We start from the raw sequence: 19,587 nt of genomic DNA on the forward strand, positions 1-19,587 counted from the left end.
CGTGCCTATCCGCAAGCCAGAGTTAACCGTGGCAGAAGCAAGACGTCTTGCCGGCATCCGAGCCGCGGCCACTGAAAAAATTACACGGTCCGGTGGAGATGCTGCTGCGGAAACTTCCGTCACATCTTTCATGAGTTCCACGCCAACGACAGAGGTGAAAGCCGCCGCCGATAACGAAGCTGCCAGGTCGCGCGAGCCGGTTGTGCCGCGGCGGCTCAGACGAGCAACTAAGACCCCGACTGCCACTCTAACAAGGCGTAGGGACGTAAAGAAAGTGCAGATTTTTGTCTCCGCCCTCGTTCCAGCCCCGAAAACATCGGCAGTCTTCGACATCCTGATCAGGCAATATCCGCCACAGAAGGCGCTTCAAATGATCATGCGCAAGGCGCTCGAGGACTACGAGGAAATGCTGAGCGATGGCACGTTCCAAAAACAACCGGCAACCTATCAGAGCAGCGACGACGCGGACGCTCTCGTGCTGACGTCACGCATGATGCCGACATCGTTGCTGAAGATTGCGATGGCTCATTTTGACCCAGTGGGGCTGGAAAGTAGACGGGCCTTCGGCTTCAAGTTAGCAACAGCTGCACTGGCAAGCTTCTTCGCACGGGAACGGCGATAGCGTCCAGCACGGTTAACAGATGAGCGTTGAGAACCCGTTTTTGTGGGTTGAAATCGAGGCTACGGCGGAAGTACTCCAGCTTGGCGCCCAGCTTCCGATCATTCGGGACCCCTTCGACCTTCTGTTTGGAGAGATTTACATAACGACCCCGTTACAGCGGCGGGGCTTGGGCAGCAGCACCTTCGTGACATAGGTCTCAAACGAAGTAGGTTCCGGCGAGTTGCTCATCAGTGGCAAGCTGAGGCCGTTCAGACATTACAGCTCCACGGCGCAAGGGTATGGATTTCGCTGCTAGGCCGGCCATTTGCCATGCGCTCGAGCGTCTGCGTCAGCCAGGCTTGGGGATCGACGGAATTCATCTTTGCAGTCTGCTGCGTCGCGATTGTCGCCCATGTTTTGCCTCCGCCGTCACTGCCAGCGAAGAGACTGTTTTTCCTTGTTATCGCCTGAGGTCTGATCGCTCGCTCGACGATGTTGGAGTCGATCTCGACACTGCCGTCCATCAGGAAGCGCTCGAAGACGTCACGACGCTTGATTGAATACCGTAGAGCCCCGGCGAGTTCGGATTTGCCTGACACTCTTGGCAAAGTCGTCTGCGAGAGAGTGAAGAGGTCACGGACCATCGCCGCCGAGCGTTCCTGTCGGGCAGCGACACGCCAGCAGCCAGCCAGATAACGCCGTCGTTGCCGCCGTCCTTGCGGAGGAGTTTGCTGCAGGCCCCGTCCCCGTGAACCTGCAGAATCCCGCGATAGCCGCTGAGGTGCCGTGCCACGCAGTCGGTCGCCCGACTGTCGTCGAAGCGATAGGCCACCATGGGCGGGCTTGTTGCCTCCGAACGTTCGGTCATCCCTGGCATAGGCCCATGGCCATGCGGTTTTCGCCGACCCGGACCCAGGCGCCAGTGTCGGCAGGTTCGTCTCGTCGGCAAGTATTCGTTCCGCCTTCGTAATTTCGTTCAGGATATAATCGGCGAGGATGTCGAGCTTGAACCCCAGCTTTCCCATCCATTGAGCCATGAGCCTGCGGTCAAGTTCGACCTTGTCGCGGGCGTAGATCGCTTCCTGCCGATGGAGTGGTAGTGGTATGCCACCGGCGTATTTGGACACGGCAATCTGGGTCAGAAGCGCTTCGGTTGGAATGCCCGCCTCAATGATATGTGTCGGGGCCGGTGCCTGGATCACGCCGTCTTCGTTCTTAAAAGCACATTTGGGACGGCGCGTGACAATGAGACGGAACATCGCTGCAACGACACCCAAGCGTTCGGATATGTCTTCTCCGATCAGAATTTTCGTCTTGCCCGCATGCTCCGGCAAGTCTTCCGGCTCGATCACCACTTCGATACGCTCCAGATGCGTCGCAAAGCCCTTGCGTGGCCTCGGTGGACGTTTGCCATCTTTGTTGGTGCCACTCGTAACCTTGGCCCTGATCGCCGCAATGCCGGTCTCGATCTCCTCAAAGACAAAAGCGTGCTGCTCGTCATCAACACTGGCCGCGGCAAGTTTCTCTGAACGCCGCCCGAAGCGCGCGCGGTCAAAAGTTTTCAGGACCTCTGTTTGCCGCTCGATGCACTCATTGGCATTCACCCCGCCCGGTTAATCATGTCGCCTGTAACCACGTTGACCACGCCCCACGCGCAAACCGGTCCCAAATCCGCATGAAGAGCAGCAGACACCGAAGAGCCCCTTGTTCGGCGCGAGCATCATGACGCCAGCCGAATAATTGTGATGGGATGTATGCCGATGCGACGAGTAACTGTCGAGACACTCGCTCCACGCTCCATAGCCTCAGCCACCGCTCGCTCCTTTAAATCATAGGACCAATGCCCCGCAACTGCCGCGGCGCGCCATCCAACCGTTCAATCATATGGAAGTTTCCAGTCCCAGAGATAGGCGCAGACATAGAAGCTCACAGCTGGTGAAAAGTCATCACGCAATAGCTGAGCCCGCGCTACTGACGGCAGATGGGGTCAGCTTCCCGCTTACGAGGGAAGCAACGGTTCGGACGGATATCCAATAGGGCGAACGAACACTACGACGTCTTGTAATCCTGGGAGCAAGTGATCGTATCTTGGGTCAGATCTGGCAAGATGCAGCCACGCGCCTGGTTGGCCAGCATTCTCCACAGAAAGCTGACGATTCTCACGATCGTGGCGCTGACGCGCCGGCGTGACGTTCCCAAAAGCGAGGGAAGACCTCACGCTAGTCGCCTCGGACACCTCTCTGGGGCCTGTCGGCCAGTTCAGCGCGCCGCTCGTTGGCCGAAGACTTCTCCTTCGTTTTTCCGGTCAAGAATGCCTCAGCCTCCCTGAAACTCATGGCCTCTTCGAACCTCGCGCCGATTTTCAACGCGACATCGGAGATCGTCACAGGCAGTGGCGTCAATGCCAGCTCTCGCACCATAAGCCTCTCGGAGTGAGGCCCACCCTGATGACGTTCCGCGACACTTGCGTTGAATCGGCACCAATCATATTTGTGAGACAGGTCGGACGCAGCTCTAGCAATGTTGTTGAGCGCATCAGGAAACCGGTCAAGCTCCTCTTCTGCCTTTGAAAGAAGGCGATGCAGGTCAAGTTCGGAGTTTTGCCGACTGGTGAGCTTATTTTCGTACGTCTTTATACCACCAGCCAGGTCTGTGCTCCGTTGGGCATGACGTTTGAAAAGCGCGAAAGCCTTTGCAGAGAAAAAGGCGCCGCTTCCTCCGCCGTTTAAGATGTTCACCGAGGCGTCGGCAACTGACTTGAGCTGCGGAGTATCTAAGTGCACAGCATTGAGCGCGAATTGATGCAACATCCTAGCTTTTTCCATGCCGTCAGGCGCATCCAGCGCGGCGCTCAACAAAGAGGCATTATACTCACGCCCAATAAATTTCATTACGGCATAAATATCGTTCACATGATCAGCAAGATACTTCTTTGACCAGGTCGCCGGGTTGCCTTTGCCGTCCGAAGCCTCGTACTCAAAGAAACCATTTTCGTCATCGAGACGACGTTTAACATGAGCGCTTTCGATGAACGTCTTGGTCAAGCTGACGGCATGGAGAGCTCCTTCTACTTTTGCAAAATACAAAGATTTGTTATCGAATAGTTCGGAAAACCTTCTTGATAACAAGCGATACTTCGCCAGGTCATGCGACCCATCATAAAGATCTCCGATCGCCGAATACGTCGCTATTAATTCAACTGTCTCGGCCGCTAGCTTGTGGATGCCAGGACCGTTTTCGTTCTTCCGCAATCGCGGAGCGAGACCCCCAGCAGAACCACTTACAGCAAAATCGATGATATCGCCGGCATCGGCACTCAGCGACTTCGTCTTCCGGCGATCAATCTCCAGCCCCTTGAACTCGGCCGGCTTTCCGGCCAACCGAACCGACCGGCGTGGTTCAAGCTGGCTTTGCTCCAGGCCGTCGCTGGAGCGCTTCCTCTTACCCAAGCGAAAAACCGATTTTTCCAAATGAACGCCTCGTTGAAATCCGGCTGACGTTTCATCCTGACATAGAGTGCGATCGCGATCGTCACTTAGTTGGCTACGTTTGAAGGCAACCGCCAACGTTGTTGCGTTCCTGCGCTGCGGCCATAACCATCGATACAAGCGAAAACTCACCACGGAGGGCCTTACGCGTCAATATTCTGAGATATCCCCCGGCCGAATTGATCTGGCCTGCTCGTTCGAGGATGCATGCGATTGCCGTCGCCGCGCCCTCCGGCCCCATTACCTCGCAAGCTTCCCGATAGGCAGAGGGACTGACGCCAAGCATCGATCGGACCACGACGGCTGCCGCCATCAGCTCGCGCCAATCGGAAACCTGGCCCCGTGGGCCGTACGAGACGATTTCCGGGCAGCATCGCGTCACCATGCCAAGCGGTAGAACTTTCGGCTCGTTTGCCGACGTCGGTTTTTCTGCAACCGGTATGTCGCGCGCGGCCGGACCGGCATCCCTGGTCGCTGGCTTTCCTTCCAAAGCCGGTTCAAAATCAAAAATAGATTCGGGTTTTTGATTCTGTATGTGGCCGCGGACTTCGTTGGCATTGGCACCTGTTTTTTCTGCTTTCCAGTGATTCTCCAGCCGCTTAAGTATGGCTTGCTTCATACGTGTGAGTGCCTGCTCCGCCTCCGTCAAAACTTTGGCACATTTGGCGCGTGTCGCTGCTGCGATCAGCGCTCGGAACTCTGCCTCAATGTCAGCGCAGTTGATGCCGGCAACTTCTTCCGACACCGCCGAGATCAGCTTACGGACATCGCGCCGCAAGAGCGTTATGCGTTCGCGCTGGATACGCATCTGCCGGCGTTGCGCGACAACGGCTTGTGCCAGAAGGGCAAACTCCGTGCTCCGGGCAAGGAGTGGCGCCAGGCTGAAGCCATAGGCCGCCTCCAGCTGCCCATCATCGCCCTTGCGGACGTAGCGCTTGCCATTCGGACTGTCGCGACGATGGATGATCCCGACCTTGACAAGGAGGTTGATATTTTCGCGCAACGTCGTCTCCGCGATACCGTTCGCACGCGATGAAAGCTGTGCGTTGGACGGAAAGACGATCAGGTTTTCATCCGCGGAGAGCTCGATCGTCGGATGAAAAGACAAAAGCGCCCTGAGAACAGCGATCGCGCGGTCACGCAACCCGAGTTCTGCGCGCACGTCGCAGATATCGCGCAGCACCATCCACTTGTCGACTGGTTGGCGCAAACGTGCACTTCCAACCTCGATCTGGCCTTTCACCTGCGCGAGCGTCACCGCCCCCCGACCAAAAGGCGTGGTTACATTTTCCGCTTCTATCATTCTTCACCTTTCAAAAAAGGCAAAAGAAACCGTTCACCCGGAGGCGTTCATCGCTTGATTGTATGTGGCGGAAGTGCTATCTACATTTCCTGCGAGAGAATGAGATAAGGCTTCCATCGGTAAACGCTTGGGGGCCTTTTTCCTTTTGCGAATTGACATCACATTAGCATCGACCAGTTCTGATCGTTGCCGTATTGGGGGCAAGCCCGCGGTTAAAGAAAATCTGGTGGGCTCGACAATAGCGGCCCATCGCGTTGCGGACCCATTGTCCGCGGATCACAGATACGCTTTTCGTAATGCTGTCCCCATTTTTGTAGCGCGCGCAGGATGGGCTCCAGCGTCTGGCCAGAGGGCGAAATCGAATACTCGACACGCGCCGGCACTTGCGCATACAACTTGCGCACCACCAAGCCGTCACGCTCCAGATCACGCAACTGGTTGGTCAACGTCCTTTGTGTAACTGCCGGTAAACGACGCCGCAACTCGCTGAATCTGGCGGTTCCGTCCAGGAGATGGAAAAGGATGATGCCTTTCCACTTCCCCGCAAGCAATCCAAGTGCCAATTCGATGGGCGCAGAAGCTTCTTTCCCGGCATGGCAATGTGGTTCTTCCAACATCTTGGTACCCTTCTTATACTATGCAGCGTTTACAATTCCAGACATCTTTCAGTAGTGCCGTCAGATTCTCAAGTGGGCACACTGTAATGCTTCCGCAGAACGGCCTACACCTGTAACAGTCCTGACCCATGGCACTCACCGCTCGCACCTCAACCGTCCCTGAGCCAATTCACCCTGAGGGCAGACAGATAACAATTAGTTCCCACCATCATTTCATGCTTTGTCGAGAAGTGCCTATCCCAATATCCCAAGAGGACCTTTGAAACGGCGATGTTCAAAATCAATTATGGCGCGAGCACTACGTTGCCGGTGGCTTTTCCAACGCAGGTCAAGATGTAGCCGTCATCTACGTCGCTCTTAGAAAGTACTGTCTGGTTGTCCATCTGTACCGCGCCGGAGATCTTTCGCATTTTACACGCGCCGCATACGCCGGCACGGCAGGAATGGGTCAGGTTGACGCCTGCGACATCCGCAGCCTCAAGGATCGTTTGTCCCGGCGCGATGCTAAACTTTCCTGAAGCGCCCTCGATGGAGATTTCGCCCGTTGACGATGTCGTCGGCGCAACCAGCGTGCGAGGAGTGGCACGGGGTATTGCCAATGGCTGGGAACTCGGGGGCGCTTTCGTTGTGAACGCCGCATTGAGGCCAGCGTTTGATCTGGGTGGCAACTGCGCGGAGTTTGCCGCCTGTCGTGCCAGATCCCCGGGACCGGTCTCGGTGGATTTGCCCACAGAGCCAGCTTTCGCCGCTGACGGCGCTACCGGGGAAGCAGTTGGCGAGGGCTTGCGTGCAGCGGGCACGTGTGGAGCGACCGGCACTACACCAAAGCTCTCGTCGTGATATTTCTCAGGAGGCAATCCCAGCTCGACCAATAGGGACTTCGCAACAGCCATATAGCCGGGCGGCCCGCAGACGAACGTTTCCCGCTCCTTGAAGTCGGGTACACAGGTCTTTACGAGCGTCTCGTCTAGCTTGCCGACCAGGCCGTGCCACGGCCGCGACGGCGATGCCGCCGCTGGTACTACCACCAATTTCAATTTCTCAGACAGGCGGGTACTGATATGCAGAAGCTCTTGAGAAAAAATGATGTCGTCGGGCGTTCGCACATTGTTGATAAAAACAATATCGGCGTCAGATGCCGTGTCTACCAGCCAGCGCAGCATGGACATGTTTGGAGTAATCCCACTACCTGCTGAAATGAAAAGTAGCTTCCGCGAGGGGTAATCGAAGCAGGTAAACTTGCCCGACGGGCCGCTGATTGCACACTCAAATCCCTCCACCATGTTGTTGAACAGCCAATTTGACATCCAGCCCATCGGAACTTTCTTGACGGTGATCGAAAGCGTATAGGGTCGTGAAGGCGATGAGGAGATCGTGTAGCTCCGCCGCAGAATTCCGTTCGGCAAGGAGATCTCGATGCTGATGAACTGCCCCGGCTTGTAATGAAACAACGATGGAGGATCGGAAACGAAGCTGTATGTTTTGGTATCAGCCGTTTCCCAGGTGACGGAAACACAACGGACGTTTATCTTCCCCCCCGTCCAAACGGATGTCTGTCCCGGAGACAAGGCCAATGCCGGCCATCTGCTCGCTGACAGCGAAGGAGACGCGACCGAAGGCGGAGGTGTGATTGGAGCTCCAGGGCGCTGGTCAAGCATTTGGAGGGGCGCTGGCCGATAAGCCTTGCCGAGGATCAATTTTAGGTCCCTGCGAGCTTGCTCTCGAAATTTTTGCTCACCCTGGGCGACTTTGAAGCCGAATGCGCTGTTTTCGAGCCGCTCCATAAACTTGCCGAGCGCTAAGCGAAGATTGCCACCACGTTCCACGCCCAAGACCGTCTCTGCACGATCGATGGCTTCACTAAGGGTGCCACCATCGACTTTAAACACCTCATCTTCATAGTCTCCCCAAAATGAAGAGTACTTGTCCAAGAGTTCTATGAGAGCGTTTCGAAGATCCTCATTTTGAATCCAGCTTGTATCTCGAATTAAAACTTGAAATTTTCGCACCTCGAGCGCGGTTATGTTCTTTTCCACGTCCGAAACATAAACAAACATGGAGAAAACGATCTTTGCAACCTCATAATTTATATTCGATGCCTCAATTTTCCCCACTGCATTCATTAATTCGTCCTCTTTAATAATATAAGTTTATTGACGCTATTTGGAAAGACACTTTTAGAAATACAATGCAGCTTGCACAGTTAATCCTGCGCTTGCCTACTCATTCGGGCCAGTATGCTGGCCTTGTTCAAGCCTTGCCTCGACGACGCTGCGATGACCTCCGGGGTCGGTGGTACCTGGAGAACTATCGCGAAGTCGCTCGTCACTTCTGGAACAATCGGCGAGCCCGGATAAGTAAGTTCCGCTTCCACGAAGTCTCCAGCGCCCAGTGCGACTTCGGGAACGAAATCCATGCGCCTTGGATCAAAAAACCTGATCTCCCCGCGTTGTATCAAGAAATGGCAGTAAATACCGCTTTTGGCCTCTACTTTGCTGCTCTTGACGTAACGCACGGCGTGAGATTGCATAGCGATGTCGGCAAGATCCGCGAGCGGCAATTTTGCGAGATATCCATTGCGTGTCAGCATCGCAAGGCGCATAACCGGATGAACGACGAGCGAATTGCCCATATCGGAATTGTCTTCACATTCAATCTCGATGTGAGGAGCATCGTTAGTTACGCCACCAAATGTCACGATGCTCTTCGATTTCAAAACAACGGACTCTTCGACAAGCTGCTTGCCGTTTGCATAGATCTTTCCCTCATCGAGGCGGACCAAACGAACCTCGCCATGCCGCAACGTGATTGCGGCATGATAAGCCCAAATGTCCGGATGACTTATCGAAATATCGTTGTCGAGCGACCGGCCAATCGTTACGTGACTTTTCGTTGACGTGAAGAGTTGGTTACTTTGCCCCCCGACCCTAATCGTTGCGCGTAGTGACGCATTCTCGGCGCTTACATCCGATACGCTAGCCACTCCAGCCATGTATTCGAAGGCGGCGACGAGCAGCGGATGCTCGCGGTTGGGTAGGCCGCCGACAATTTCTTCGGCTGTGTCCCGCGCTACTTTTTGATCGATGTAGCCGAACACCATGAGGCCTACCGCCTTGATAACCGGATCTTTGAACTCGAGCATGTGCCGGAGGTTAGTTGCCGTATCGAGGCTTAGCAAAACGGTCTTTCGGTGCGTCCAACGTTGCCCCGCGGATTGCGAATAACCTGCCGCCTCGGCGTCCGCGTCACCGTTAAGGATTGCGAAGATTTTGGGGTCGAGCGCCTCTCGCCAGCTGATATCCGGGTTTCGGGGAACACTTTGCCTCAGAACATGGGTGAGCTCTTGACCCAATAGCGAGGCTAGACCTTTAGCGAATTTGAGATGGTCCGGCTCCGCGCTCCCATTATGAAGGATCGATAGTGCCTCGACTCTTATTTCCTGCTCCCGCGCCTTCATTGCACCATGCAGCAGATCGACCAGCGCCGTTCCAAGAGGATCGGAGACAACAACTGACTCAATGCACAACCGCAAGGATTTCTGCCGAAACAGGCATTCGAGCATCTGGTCGAAGCCTTCAGAAACAACCGGGACATGCGACGATAGGTCCTGAGCCACACGCTCGTGGTCTTCATCGTTAATCTGCAAGCTCTGACGCAACACTTGAATCGTTGCCTGAAAGCTAGCGTCAGCGAAGACTTCTTGAAGGGAAGATCCCTTTTCAAGCCGAGTCATCAATGCATTGCTGAGAATAGTACGATAGTGGCCCAAGGACTCCTGCCGTTCCTCGTCGGTTATGAAAGGCATGCCGGCCCCGGGCATATTCGTGAATCCGAGCTGTTCCAATAACGTTTCGTGCTCTTCCTCAGAAATATTCATTTGAGCTCGAAAATCTTTCAAAAGCTTGAGCGATCCAGCACTAGCGGTCCGGCCATTGGCAACCGCTTCTTCAAGGATATTGCGGTATGCGTCGAGCCTCTGCTGCTGGGAAAATCCGGGAAGAACTTTCGTCAGGAGGTATACTTCCTCAGCCTTGAGGCTTTCAAGCTTGCGGCCGTCGAGAAACTTGCTGACATTCACCTTCATCTTCTTCAGCTCGCCCAGAAGATTGGAGGCAATGCTCTCCTGCTGGTAGCGGATTGGACTCTGCTGCAGCGCCAGACGCAACCAGATCGTCGTGAGTGCAACAATCCCTATATCGATGACGCGCCCTACAAGTTCGGGAAACAAAAGGATATTCGGGCGCCCACCGAATAGATAGAAGGCGTTGATCGAAGCCCAAGCTGCAACGCAAAGGCAATGGTGTACGATCAATTTTTCGGAAAAGTTTTCCTTCCTGCTGCAATAGCGACGGTACAGGTTTTCCAGGCCCCATCCAAGCAGAAGCGCCGTCACGCAAAAGAAGGCCAGAATAAGGGGGGCAGATAAGAGCTTAGGGATGGGAAGTGCCTGCCCGTTCAAGAAAATGCCTGCTCCCAAAATTCTGGTCGCAGCGCCCTCTTCGTGGGTCCAGATACCGGAGAAGTAGTAGTCCCAGTTTCCGGCATAAAGATAATAGAATCCGTAAAAACCCAATATCAACCCGAGAAACATGTAGTATACGTTTCGGCGCTGGGGATCGAGAATTCCGTTCCAGTAAGATCTCTGGAGGTCGATGTCCCCGCAATTGGCGGTACATGCGACGCAGGCGCTGACATCGCCGTTGGGCGTGGGCTTACGACACATGGACTGCGGAACCGCGGGGCGCGAGAAATGTGGCGCGCTTTCCATGATACCGCCCGGCTCCGTGTATATCTTCTGGACGATGTTTGCCGGGCAGAAATAGTTGCACCACGTTTTCCCGCCCCAAAGTACGCCCGTCAGCATCGCTAGGCAGATGACCGTCAAAAGAGCTATGGCGAGCGCGGTTCGGTCCGTGTTAATGATAAGGAGACGCGCTGTGATGCCGGTAAACAGCATCCCGAACTGGATGTACCAGCTATTTCTAGCGATCCATCCGTTGGGGGAAATCAAAGGTATCTTGCGCTTGATGAGTCCGGTACGACGCTCTAGCTTGCTGCTGAATCGCCGGATCCCGAGGTAGCCGGGGATCTGAGATGCCAGCGAAAGCGGGCACACCCTGCGCCATGCCTCGTGACCGAAAACCATTAAAAATAAAGGAACGATCGGGACGAGCATCGTCCAAAAAATGCGCGTTCCCATGGCGTACGGGGTTGCGACTAGTTTCTCGCCCTGGATGTTGACAATATGGTCGTCAACGCGAAACGGACTATCGAGTTTGTCGGGTTCCGTCAGAGTAATCGAGAAAGGATCCCAGAAGAGTGAGGCAATCAATACTAGCCAGCCGACAAGAAGCAGGCTGCGTACGCTGAGCATTCGCCGTTCAGAAACGCGTGAAAACATCCCGCTCCTCTTAATGCATCTAAGTCGCAGCTTGGCACCAGAAACCCATGTCGGCGAATTCCAGCAACCAAGTCGTTCTCGGTTGAAGCCAGGTCGATTTTCTGGGCGCAACTTGTTGTCCAAGCTTCAGATTAATAGTGATTCCATGGCGGCAAACCGTCGTTTTAGCTATGGTGGAATAACAGCCGCGCATGATTGTTTCCGAAGCATTTCCGGCTAACAATGCGGCGGCTATTACTTCCGGTTGCAAAAGATGATGAGGCGCGGCTCGTGAGAAAAAAATGCGAAGCAGAGTGCCTCGAAATCCGATTTCGTTTTGCTTTCCGCTCGGCATGTAATTTTTCTAGGCAGGGCATGCTGCGTTTGGTTCCCTCGCCGGGCAAGGCCGTTTTGTGCACAGCAACAAGCATCGGGTTTACGGCCTTCGTCGCCATAGCGAATGATCTATCGCCGAACGAGCCAATCACGCCAGTACCGATCGAGACAAAGCTCGATCAACGCAAGGTCACGCTAGGCGGAAAACTTTTTAATGACAGCAGGCTTTCAGCAGGAAACGGGCTCGCCTGTTCAAGTTGCCACTTAACGCATCTTGGTATGAGTGACGGCTTGGCGGTGTCACGCGGCGCGTCGGGGAGTCCAGGCGTACTGAACACGCCCACACTTTTCAATGTGGACTTGAACTCTAAATATACATGGAGCGGCGGAATGACCTCGCTCGAACAGCAGGCCCATAGTGTTGTGGAAAGTAAGACCGCTATGGCCACCCGATGGGAAAAGGTCGTCAAAGGCCTAAATAATGACTCTGCCCTTGTTGCAGAATTCACTACGATATACCCTGGCGGTATAGAGCAGGATAGCATTGTCGATGCTCTTGCGAACTTTCAGCGCTCGCTCAATACACCAAATGCTCCGTTCGACCGCTATCTACGAGGCGAAGCAGCTGCGATCAGCCCGGGGGCGAAAGCCGGCTATAAGTTGTTTAAGGATTTCGGTTGCATATCATGCCACCAGGGCGTGAACATTGGCGGCAACATGCTGCAAGTTTTCGGAATTTTCGGCAATCCGTATTCTACTACGAGGGGAAGTATAACTCCTGGTGCTGCCCTGGAATCCGGTATTTCTGAGGACCGCCCCGTTTTCCGTGTTCCGACGCTGAGAAACATCGCACATACCGCTCCTTACTTCCACGATGGTTCCGCTCAGACTTTGGAAGAGGCGATCGGTGTGATGGCCTCGCATCAGCTTGGCCGGACGTTGACAGCCGATGATACAGCCAAACTTGCAGAATTCTTGAGGACATTGACTGGAGAATATCAGGGTACATCTCTTGACGATCGATGAAGCCGAAAATGTCCAAAGCAGCCAGCCAACAGGAAAGAAACGGATCTTGAAGAACTCCTCGATCAGAGATTTTGCCTCCTTGAAAGCTGCATGGATCGCATGTCTCATCCTCATACTTGTTTTCTCGGCAAGCCTTGGCGGCTTAATCTGGCTGTTGCGGACCCCAGACAACACCGTTCCCGCCTTCCGCGACGATTTCGAAGCCATGCGTGGCCTTGACGCGCAATGGGATACCGAAATTCTCTCGCTACAGCTTGGGGTAAGCCCAAACTACGACGCCGTTACCGATGCCGCAAACAACCTTAAACTCGGCCTTCAGGGCCTGCAGAGCACAATAGCGCGGCAACAAAGCCTTTCTCCTTTGGCCGCGGACTTCAAATCCTATGTAAATACGGTCAATGAGAAGAGCAGGCTGGCCGAGCAAATGAAGGCCAGCTACGCCATGCTTCGCAATTCCATGAGCGTTCTTCCGGATGCCATTGCAGACTCCTTTGCTGACCCTGACTCATTGAAGATGGATGAGCCAGCCAAAAAACGAATTGCGGACCTTGTGACTGAAGTCATCACTGGCTTAGTGAGCTTCTCGACATCGCCGTCGCCTCTGCTGCGCGAAACTGTGATGGCTCGTATTGAGACTGCACGTAGAGCCAGTCGCCGCGTATCGCCAAACCTTCAGCGCTCCCTAGAACGGTTTTTGCTACAGGTCGAAGTTGCGGCAAAAGAGAGGCAGAGAGGCAACGACTTGATCCTTTCTATGAGCTCAATTCCAACAGATTCGGCTGCCGATCGAGTGCAAAATAAGATACAATTGCTCGAAGCGGAGCAAGCCGACCGTTATAAATTACTATGGTATGCAACTGCATTATTATGCTTACCCCTAAGCCTTTCAATAATCTCACTTCTATTCGTCTTGAGACAAAATTACATTAAGGTCGGCGAGGACAATAAAGTGCTTCAACAGGCAAATCATGATGTGGAGGAAAGACTTTTACAGTCTGCAAAGCTGACGGCTCTAGGCCAGATGGTCGCCGGAATAACCCATGAAATAAATACGCCGCTTGCATACGTAAAGGCCGTATTTGAGGTGATTAAGGAACGACTGACGTCGGATCCTGAGATTGCCGTCGGCGCCCAAGTGGGTGAAAAAGATGAAGCCTTGCGTGAAAAGCGTGAGGAAATGCAGCTTCTCCTAGAAGACGGCTTGCATGGGATCGAGGAAATAACGACGCTCGTCAAAACGATGAAGAATTTTAGCAGGCTAGACAAGGGGCATATTGAGAGCTTCTCGGTTGAGGAAGGGATAGAAAGCGCTCTATTGATTGCAAAGCCCCAGTTGAAATATGTCGCTGACATCCGAAGAGAGTTTGATTTCGTCCCTCCTATTATGGGATCGCCTTCACAACTCAGGCAGGTATTATTGAATCTGATTGTGAACGCTGCCGATGCAATGGCCGAAAGCGGTAGAAGAGGCACATTGACACTACGGACGCGCATTACGTCATCCGACACCGTCGAAATCGATGTCTGCGACGACGGCCCGGGAATGACGGAGGAACAAATCACTAAAATATTTGATCCGTTCTATACCACTAAGGCCGTTGGTAAGGGAACGGGTATGGGACTATCCATATGCTACCGGATCATCGAAAATCATGGCGGAACAATCACAGTAAATTCAAAACTAGGTAAGGGCGCTGTGTTTACAATAACGCTACCCCGACAGGATGACAAATATTCTGATTTCATACCGCAAATGGAGGCAAGTAGCTCAAATGCGAACATTTGAAGCCGCGTGGAGGAAGTCTTTCTTGTGTGTATTAATTGGTGCCACGATCAGCCTGAGGTTCGATAAATGAGTGACAAACCCGTTTTGCTTTTCGTCGACGATGAAGAACGCATTGTGCGTCTCCTTAAGATGATCTTTCGCAGCGAATACGAGGTCTACACGGCACTAAGCGCCCGCGAAGCCCTCGCCATTCTAGAAACCATTCCGGTCGATGTGGTCGCCAGCGACCAGCGCATGCCGGAATGTACAGGTATTCAGCTGCTGTCGCAGATACGCGAGCGCTGGCCCGACACTATACGTATCCTTCTGACAGGATATAGCGATCTTGTTGCGATCATCGGAGCTGTCAACGAGGGTGAAGTGTATCGCTTCATTAACAAACCTTGGGACCAGACAGAGCTTCGCACAGTCATAGCCGATGCTGTCGAAACGGCGCGCAGTTCGAGGATGACGCGAAAGAACATTACACCGATCTGGCAGGACGACAACGCAGAGCCGCAGTTCAGCATTGCGTCCCAGTTGCTTGCGATCGATGGCTGCGACAGCGATCGTCAGGAAGTGGTCGAAATGTTCACCTACGATTATCGGGTGCATGCCGCCTCTAGTATCAAGGAAGCAATCAAATTCATCATTCAAGAGCAGATCGGAGTTATTGTTACCACTACGGAGGTAGATGGGGTGGATATGACAGAAATGCTGTCGGAGGTGGCACGTATCGATCCGGCAATCACAGTCGTTGTCATGACGTCTAAGCCGCAAAGCGACACCATCATCAAGCTTATTAACAGCGGCCGAATCTATCGCTTCGCGATCCAGCCGCTCAGCCCCAACCTCTTTCGATTGGCAGTCAACGCCGCGATGCGCGAACACCACCGCCGTCTTGCCGATCCCCGTGTTGTACGCCTCCGCATGCAGCGCGAACTCAACGGCGATGCCAACAATAACGTGGTGTATGAGAGCTTCGTGAAAAGCCTTCGCCGCTTTACCGAGGTCAGTTGACACAGAGGCACCGCTCTTGGGGTCGTACGAGCGCCAAAGACCGGCTCGGGGACAGAGGTGGTTCGGTTTGTCTGAATAGTTTCGGGCGTCTTGCTAAGTGGATTTCTGCCTCGATTATGCCGCCACCATGATTGGTGCCAGCGCGTTGAAGTCGGCCCGATCCGGCGTCTGCCGCTCAAGGGATGAATGTGGGCGTCGGCTATTGTAAGAGGTCAGATATCGGCCAATGCCGACGCGGGCCTCGGACACGGTCTTGTAGGCGTGGAGGTAGATTCCCTCGTGTTTGATCGAACGCCAGAGCCGTTCGACGAACACGTTGTCCCGCCACGCACCCTTGCCATCCATCGAGATGGCGATTTCCGCTTTCTTCAGCACCGCCGTGAAGTCCATCGAGGTGAACTGCGATCCCTGGTCGGTATTGAATATGTCGGGTTTGCCATAGCGAGCCAGTGCCTCCTCGACCGCTTCGATGCAGAAGGATGAGGGCGACCGGTTGGATTAGCGTCGTAACGTAAATGACCGGTGATACGATGCCAATGCTTCCGTCATTTGACGTTTCTCAAGCGTCGACTGGCCTTCGGCTTCATCCGCCGGTGATCTGGTGGCGCGGTGTTTTTTCAACCAGTTCCAGCTCCATTGTGAGCTGGCCGACCTTGCGTTCGAGTGCCGCAATGTGTACTTCGTACTCGGCAATAACACTAGCCTCCGCTTCCTCTTTGTTCCGTGCACCCCGATCGAACTGCGTGAGCCACAACTGGATGAAGTTGGCCGAAACGTAGGTGCGCTGCGCATCGCGCCGTTCAATAACGCCGTTTCGGATATCATGGCAAAGCCGCAATTTGGATGGCGTCGATATGGACCTCGGGGACTTCATAAGCCTTCTCCGATTGAGGCCCGCGGAGTGTATCAGTTTTTCCGTCTCCCATGGTCCAGCTTGAGGGGTTCATTGCAACGCCGCGTCAGTTCTCAGTGGCAATCAACACTCAGTGCAAATCGACAATACAGACGCCTAAACATAGGCATAAACACACGCACACCCGTACAGATATACGAATGTTACGTTCTCCTATTTCCTGTATGCGTATAATTTCTATGGCCAGCAAAATTCCATGGTTTGAAGTCACGTGATCTGCCCTAAACAGATAGTTCTCATTGTCACGTGTAATGGCGTGATACCGGGATGGCAGTCGGTATCGGTAACTCTCTTCTGGCGATGGGGAAAATGCCACGTCACCGCAACTTCCATTTACAGGGTTGCCCTTCCGCCGACTGCCCTCGGCGTCTCACATAAAGCGGGAAAGATATGCAGTTAACCAATCATGGAACGCCACGTTTCCTCGCAACGGCGATCCAATTCATAACCGCCCGAAATACAGTCAGCTCATATCACGTCAGCTGACAATTACCTCAAGATTACAGCGCACTGCTGATCTGCCGCTAGGTCGCCGACCAGTTCTAGCCCCTGAAAAACCTGCTCAACTAAGATGCCACCCTCCTGACTTATCCCCAGCAACCGCAGGCTCCAACCATAAATATCTAGCCATCCGTCCTCCTTTGGCTTCCATTCCTCACCACATTTCCCTTTCGCAACTGCACTTGGTAACTGCAAACTCACCCCAATTTCTTACATACTTTGCACTTATAAACTTTCAAAGTTTCATACTCGTTCCATATTTCCATTATCAACAACAATGGCTTCCACTGCCGCCCCCAAGAAACTCGCCATCGCCGGTGCCGGCCCTGGTGGTGCTGAACTTTTCAAGCGGCTCATTGCCGAGAAGTTTCTTCGCGAACAGTACAAAGACGTGCCTATCGATGTTTACCTCATCGATCGATGTGGTCTTGAGTTCTTCGCTCGTGGCAGCACTTGGAAAGGGGACGGTGCAATCAACACCAGCATTCCCGGCATGCCCGAAGGGCTCGATGGTCTTCCCGCCGCCGTTGCACCTTTCTACGATCTTGCTGCTCGATGCTCTGACTACTTCGTCGCCAACCGCACAAGCCTCACCGAGCGTTACAAGAAGCGCAATCCTGCTCTCGCGACCCTCTTCCACAAGTCGTTCGGGACTGACGGCAAGCCTGACACTTCCAAGGCCTGTGCTGGTCGAAATGAAGTCGGCATTGTCAACAACTCCAATCTCATGAGTGTGGTTCAATGGGTCCAAGCTGGCAACGTTCCCGGTCTTACGGTCACTCTTCTCCCCAACACCGAAATCGTAACGCCCGACTATTCCGACGGCCAGCACCCCAAGCTCACGATGAAGAACCTCAAGACGGACCAGGTCACTACCATGACTTTTGATTGGATCGCCCAATACAGTGGCACACCTATCACTGCAAACATTCCCGGCAAGAACCTTGGCAACATCTTCTCCGGTGAGGCTGATTATGATGAGATGCGCGCCTTCCTCCGCAGGCTGAACGCGCTCGACAAGAATGACAAACTGCTTCCCAACAAGCGCTGTGCCATTGGTGGTGAGGGGCTCTATTCCTACGACCTCTATGGCGTCCTAAAGGCGTTCGATCCAACCTTCGTACTGGCGCTCGAAAGCCCTGAGGGGTATTTTATTGAGAAGGCGCTCGCCCCCAAGTTCAAGCACAGCGCAACCTTCGTCAGCTCCGGCGCGGGACGCCCTGCTCCGCCCCGCCTTTCTCAAGCCGAGGATTGGCAGGGTTTGGACGATCCTGCCCCTCTCCTCAGCACCAAGGAGATGCACGCCCTCAGCTTGGTCCCTGGTTTTGACCGCACCTCCGTCGCCCTTCTCTGCCTCAACCACAACATCGCGCATACTTATGGAAGGGTTCCGCTTGAGAATGCCATCCCCCCTCCCAACTCCGCCGCCTATCATGAAAAGTACCTCAAAGAAATCAGGGATTATCTCCACAACAATGTGCAGATCACGGAAACAGCCCTTATGCGGCAGGGTCTCCAGTCTGGCTTCTATGGGCGGGGCTTTGAGCCGAATGCCAAGAATGCGCAGAAGGCGCTTGAAGAGAGTTCTCCGCTCACTGCGCGCGGTCGTGGTTCGTGGCACCAGGTCGCTGCAATGGGCTACGAGATGAGCCACATGAAGGCAGGCACCGCCGAAAATCGCGATTACTTCGCTAACCGAGACTACACTCGTTTTGAGGCCGCTGCATCGCCCGCCCACATAGCCCTGGCAGTTTCCATGGGCTACGAAGCGGAAACCGCCACTCACTTGTACGCTGATTTCAGCAGGATCGTGGACAATGGTGACGTCGTTGAGATTAATGGTCAGACCTTCGACTTCGCATTTCTACCTCCTCGCATCGATCGCTCTGCCGACAACCTTCTCGCCGCTCTTAAGGGGCAGGTTCTCATGGAGCAAAACGGAGCCCCTGTCTATGAGAAGGGACGCCGCTACTGCAACACTCAAGGACCGATTAATGTCTCCGAGGGGGGGGCTGGCGGATGGGGTATCTCGGCTCGAGGTGGCGGCATGGCTAATGAGCGCTGGGCTGGAGACACTGTCGATCTCGGCAACACCCCTCTGCGTGCCGAACTTGCCGCGAAGCAGCTACTTTTGGAGTTCTACATCCAACACCACGGCCTTCAGCAGGATATCGACAAGCTGTACCAACTGGGATTGCCCTCGCACAGGGAGTTTGCCGCAGACTGGAACCAGTTCAAGCCTATCTACGACAACTTCGCTGAAAAGTACGCGTGTGCTGTTGTCGCCAAGGCTTTGCCCGATTTGAACGCGCAGAACTTCCGCATCTGGGCCGATCAAATCGGGAACGACGCTACCCGTAATGTGTTCCTCTCGTCGCACTTTGACCGTGTCGCTCAGGTTAAGGCCGATCTCCTCCCTCCCTTCCCCGAGGCCAACCGCGATAAATACTATAGGAAGTTCCCCGACTTCACTCTCATGGAGTTGGACGCCATGGCCGCCCGCGCTGAGCAAGAAAAGGAGCATGGTACGATCGAAGACCAGCTTGCTGAGGCCATGGAGGAGTAACCGGTGGACCGGGGATGGAAACGTTGAAAGTTAGTGGTCGAATTGCTCGGAGGAATGGCCCCCAGTGGTAT

Annotated in this window: 12 protein-coding genes and 2 pseudogenes; 5 read left to right on the forward strand and 9 right to left on the reverse strand. The window is 54.2% G+C overall.

Annotated features, from left to right (window positions below; translation table 11 throughout):
* The first annotated feature begins 1 nt into the window (after position 1).
* A complete protein-coding gene (locus F3H58_RS25940; protein ID WP_286170141.1) occupies positions 2 to 622 on the forward strand; it encodes a VirC2 family conjugal transfer protein in 621 nt (206 codons plus the stop codon).
* A gap of 248 nt (positions 623 to 870) precedes the next feature.
* On the opposite strand, the pseudogene F3H58_RS25945 reads toward F3H58_RS25940, so the two are convergent.
* The 7 genes and pseudogenes from F3H58_RS25945 to F3H58_RS25975 form a co-directional block, all read right to left on the reverse strand.
* Positions 871 to 2,202, reverse strand: a pseudogene (locus F3H58_RS25945) (IS66 family transposase); the annotation flags it as partial.
* 119 nt (positions 2,203 to 2,321) lie between these two features.
* Complete coding sequence (locus F3H58_RS27765; protein ID WP_353619454.1) at positions 2,322 to 2,402, reverse strand: hypothetical protein; 81 nt, start codon at positions 2,400 to 2,402, stop codon at positions 2,322 to 2,324.
* Positions 2,403 to 2,820: 418 nt separating this feature from the next.
* Complete coding sequence (locus F3H58_RS25955; protein WP_149744292.1) at positions 2,821 to 4,071, reverse strand: hypothetical protein; 1,251 nt, start codon at positions 4,069 to 4,071, stop codon at positions 2,821 to 2,823.
* Between the two features lie 73 nt (positions 4,072 to 4,144).
* The gene (gene repC, locus F3H58_RS25960) at positions 4,145 to 5,392 is read right to left on the reverse strand and encodes a plasmid replication protein RepC (RefSeq protein ID WP_353619452.1); all 1,248 of its coding nucleotides are present in this window, start codon (positions 5,390 to 5,392) and stop codon (positions 4,145 to 4,147) included.
* Between the two features lie 212 nt (positions 5,393 to 5,604).
* A complete protein-coding gene (locus F3H58_RS25965) occupies positions 5,605 to 6,009 on the reverse strand; it encodes a winged helix-turn-helix transcriptional regulator (RefSeq protein ID WP_149744293.1) in 405 nt (134 codons plus the stop codon).
* Between the two features lie 284 nt (positions 6,010 to 6,293).
* Positions 6,294 to 8,132: an FAD-binding oxidoreductase gene (locus F3H58_RS25970; RefSeq protein WP_149744294.1), complete on the reverse strand. Its 1,839-nt coding sequence runs from the start codon at positions 8,130 to 8,132 to the stop codon at positions 6,294 to 6,296.
* 80 nt (positions 8,133 to 8,212) lie between these two features.
* Entirely contained in the window at positions 8,213 to 11,410 is a 3,198-nt protein-coding gene (locus F3H58_RS25975; protein WP_149744295.1) for an FHA domain-containing protein, read from the reverse strand.
* A 270-nt stretch (positions 11,411 to 11,680) separates the two neighbouring features.
* On the opposite strand from F3H58_RS25975, the gene F3H58_RS25980 reads away from it, so the two are divergent.
* From F3H58_RS25980 to F3H58_RS25990, 3 genes are all read left to right on the forward strand, one after another.
* Positions 11,681 to 12,751, forward strand: a complete 1,071-nt coding sequence (locus tag F3H58_RS25980; RefSeq protein ID WP_188129078.1) for a cytochrome-c peroxidase — start codon at positions 11,681 to 11,683, stop codon at positions 12,749 to 12,751.
* A complete protein-coding gene (locus tag F3H58_RS25985) occupies positions 12,738 to 14,537 on the forward strand; it encodes a DAHL domain-containing sensor histidine kinase (RefSeq protein ID WP_149744297.1) in 1,800 nt (599 codons plus the stop codon). Before F3H58_RS25980 ends, F3H58_RS25985 begins: the two co-directional genes overlap by 14 nt.
* A gap of 66 nt (positions 14,538 to 14,603) precedes the next feature.
* A complete protein-coding gene (locus tag F3H58_RS25990) occupies positions 14,604 to 15,536 on the forward strand; it encodes a response regulator (RefSeq protein ID WP_149744298.1) in 933 nt (310 codons plus the stop codon).
* Between the two features lie 114 nt (positions 15,537 to 15,650).
* On the opposite strand, the pseudogene F3H58_RS25995 reads toward F3H58_RS25990, so the two are convergent.
* Together F3H58_RS25995 and F3H58_RS26000 are read right to left on the reverse strand one after the other, a co-directional pair.
* Positions 15,651 to 16,019, reverse strand: a pseudogene (locus F3H58_RS25995) (transposase); the annotation flags it as partial.
* 100 nt (positions 16,020 to 16,119) lie between these two features.
* Positions 16,120 to 16,410 (reverse strand): transposase, encoded by a 291-nt coding sequence (locus tag F3H58_RS26000; RefSeq protein WP_149744299.1) that lies wholly within the window; start codon positions 16,408 to 16,410, stop codon positions 16,120 to 16,122.
* Positions 16,411 to 17,227: 817 nt separating this feature from the next.
* Between F3H58_RS26000 and F3H58_RS26005 the strand changes: the two genes are divergently transcribed.
* A complete protein-coding gene (locus tag F3H58_RS26005) occupies positions 17,228 to 19,516 on the forward strand; it encodes a hypothetical protein (RefSeq protein ID WP_149744300.1) in 2,289 nt (762 codons plus the stop codon).
* Positions 19,517 to 19,587 lie beyond the last annotated feature (71 nt).

Origin of the sequence: Rhizobium sp. NFACC06-2 (assembly GCF_900101425.1) — a bacterium.
GTDB lineage: Bacteria > Pseudomonadota > Alphaproteobacteria > Rhizobiales > Rhizobiaceae > Agrobacterium > Agrobacterium leguminum.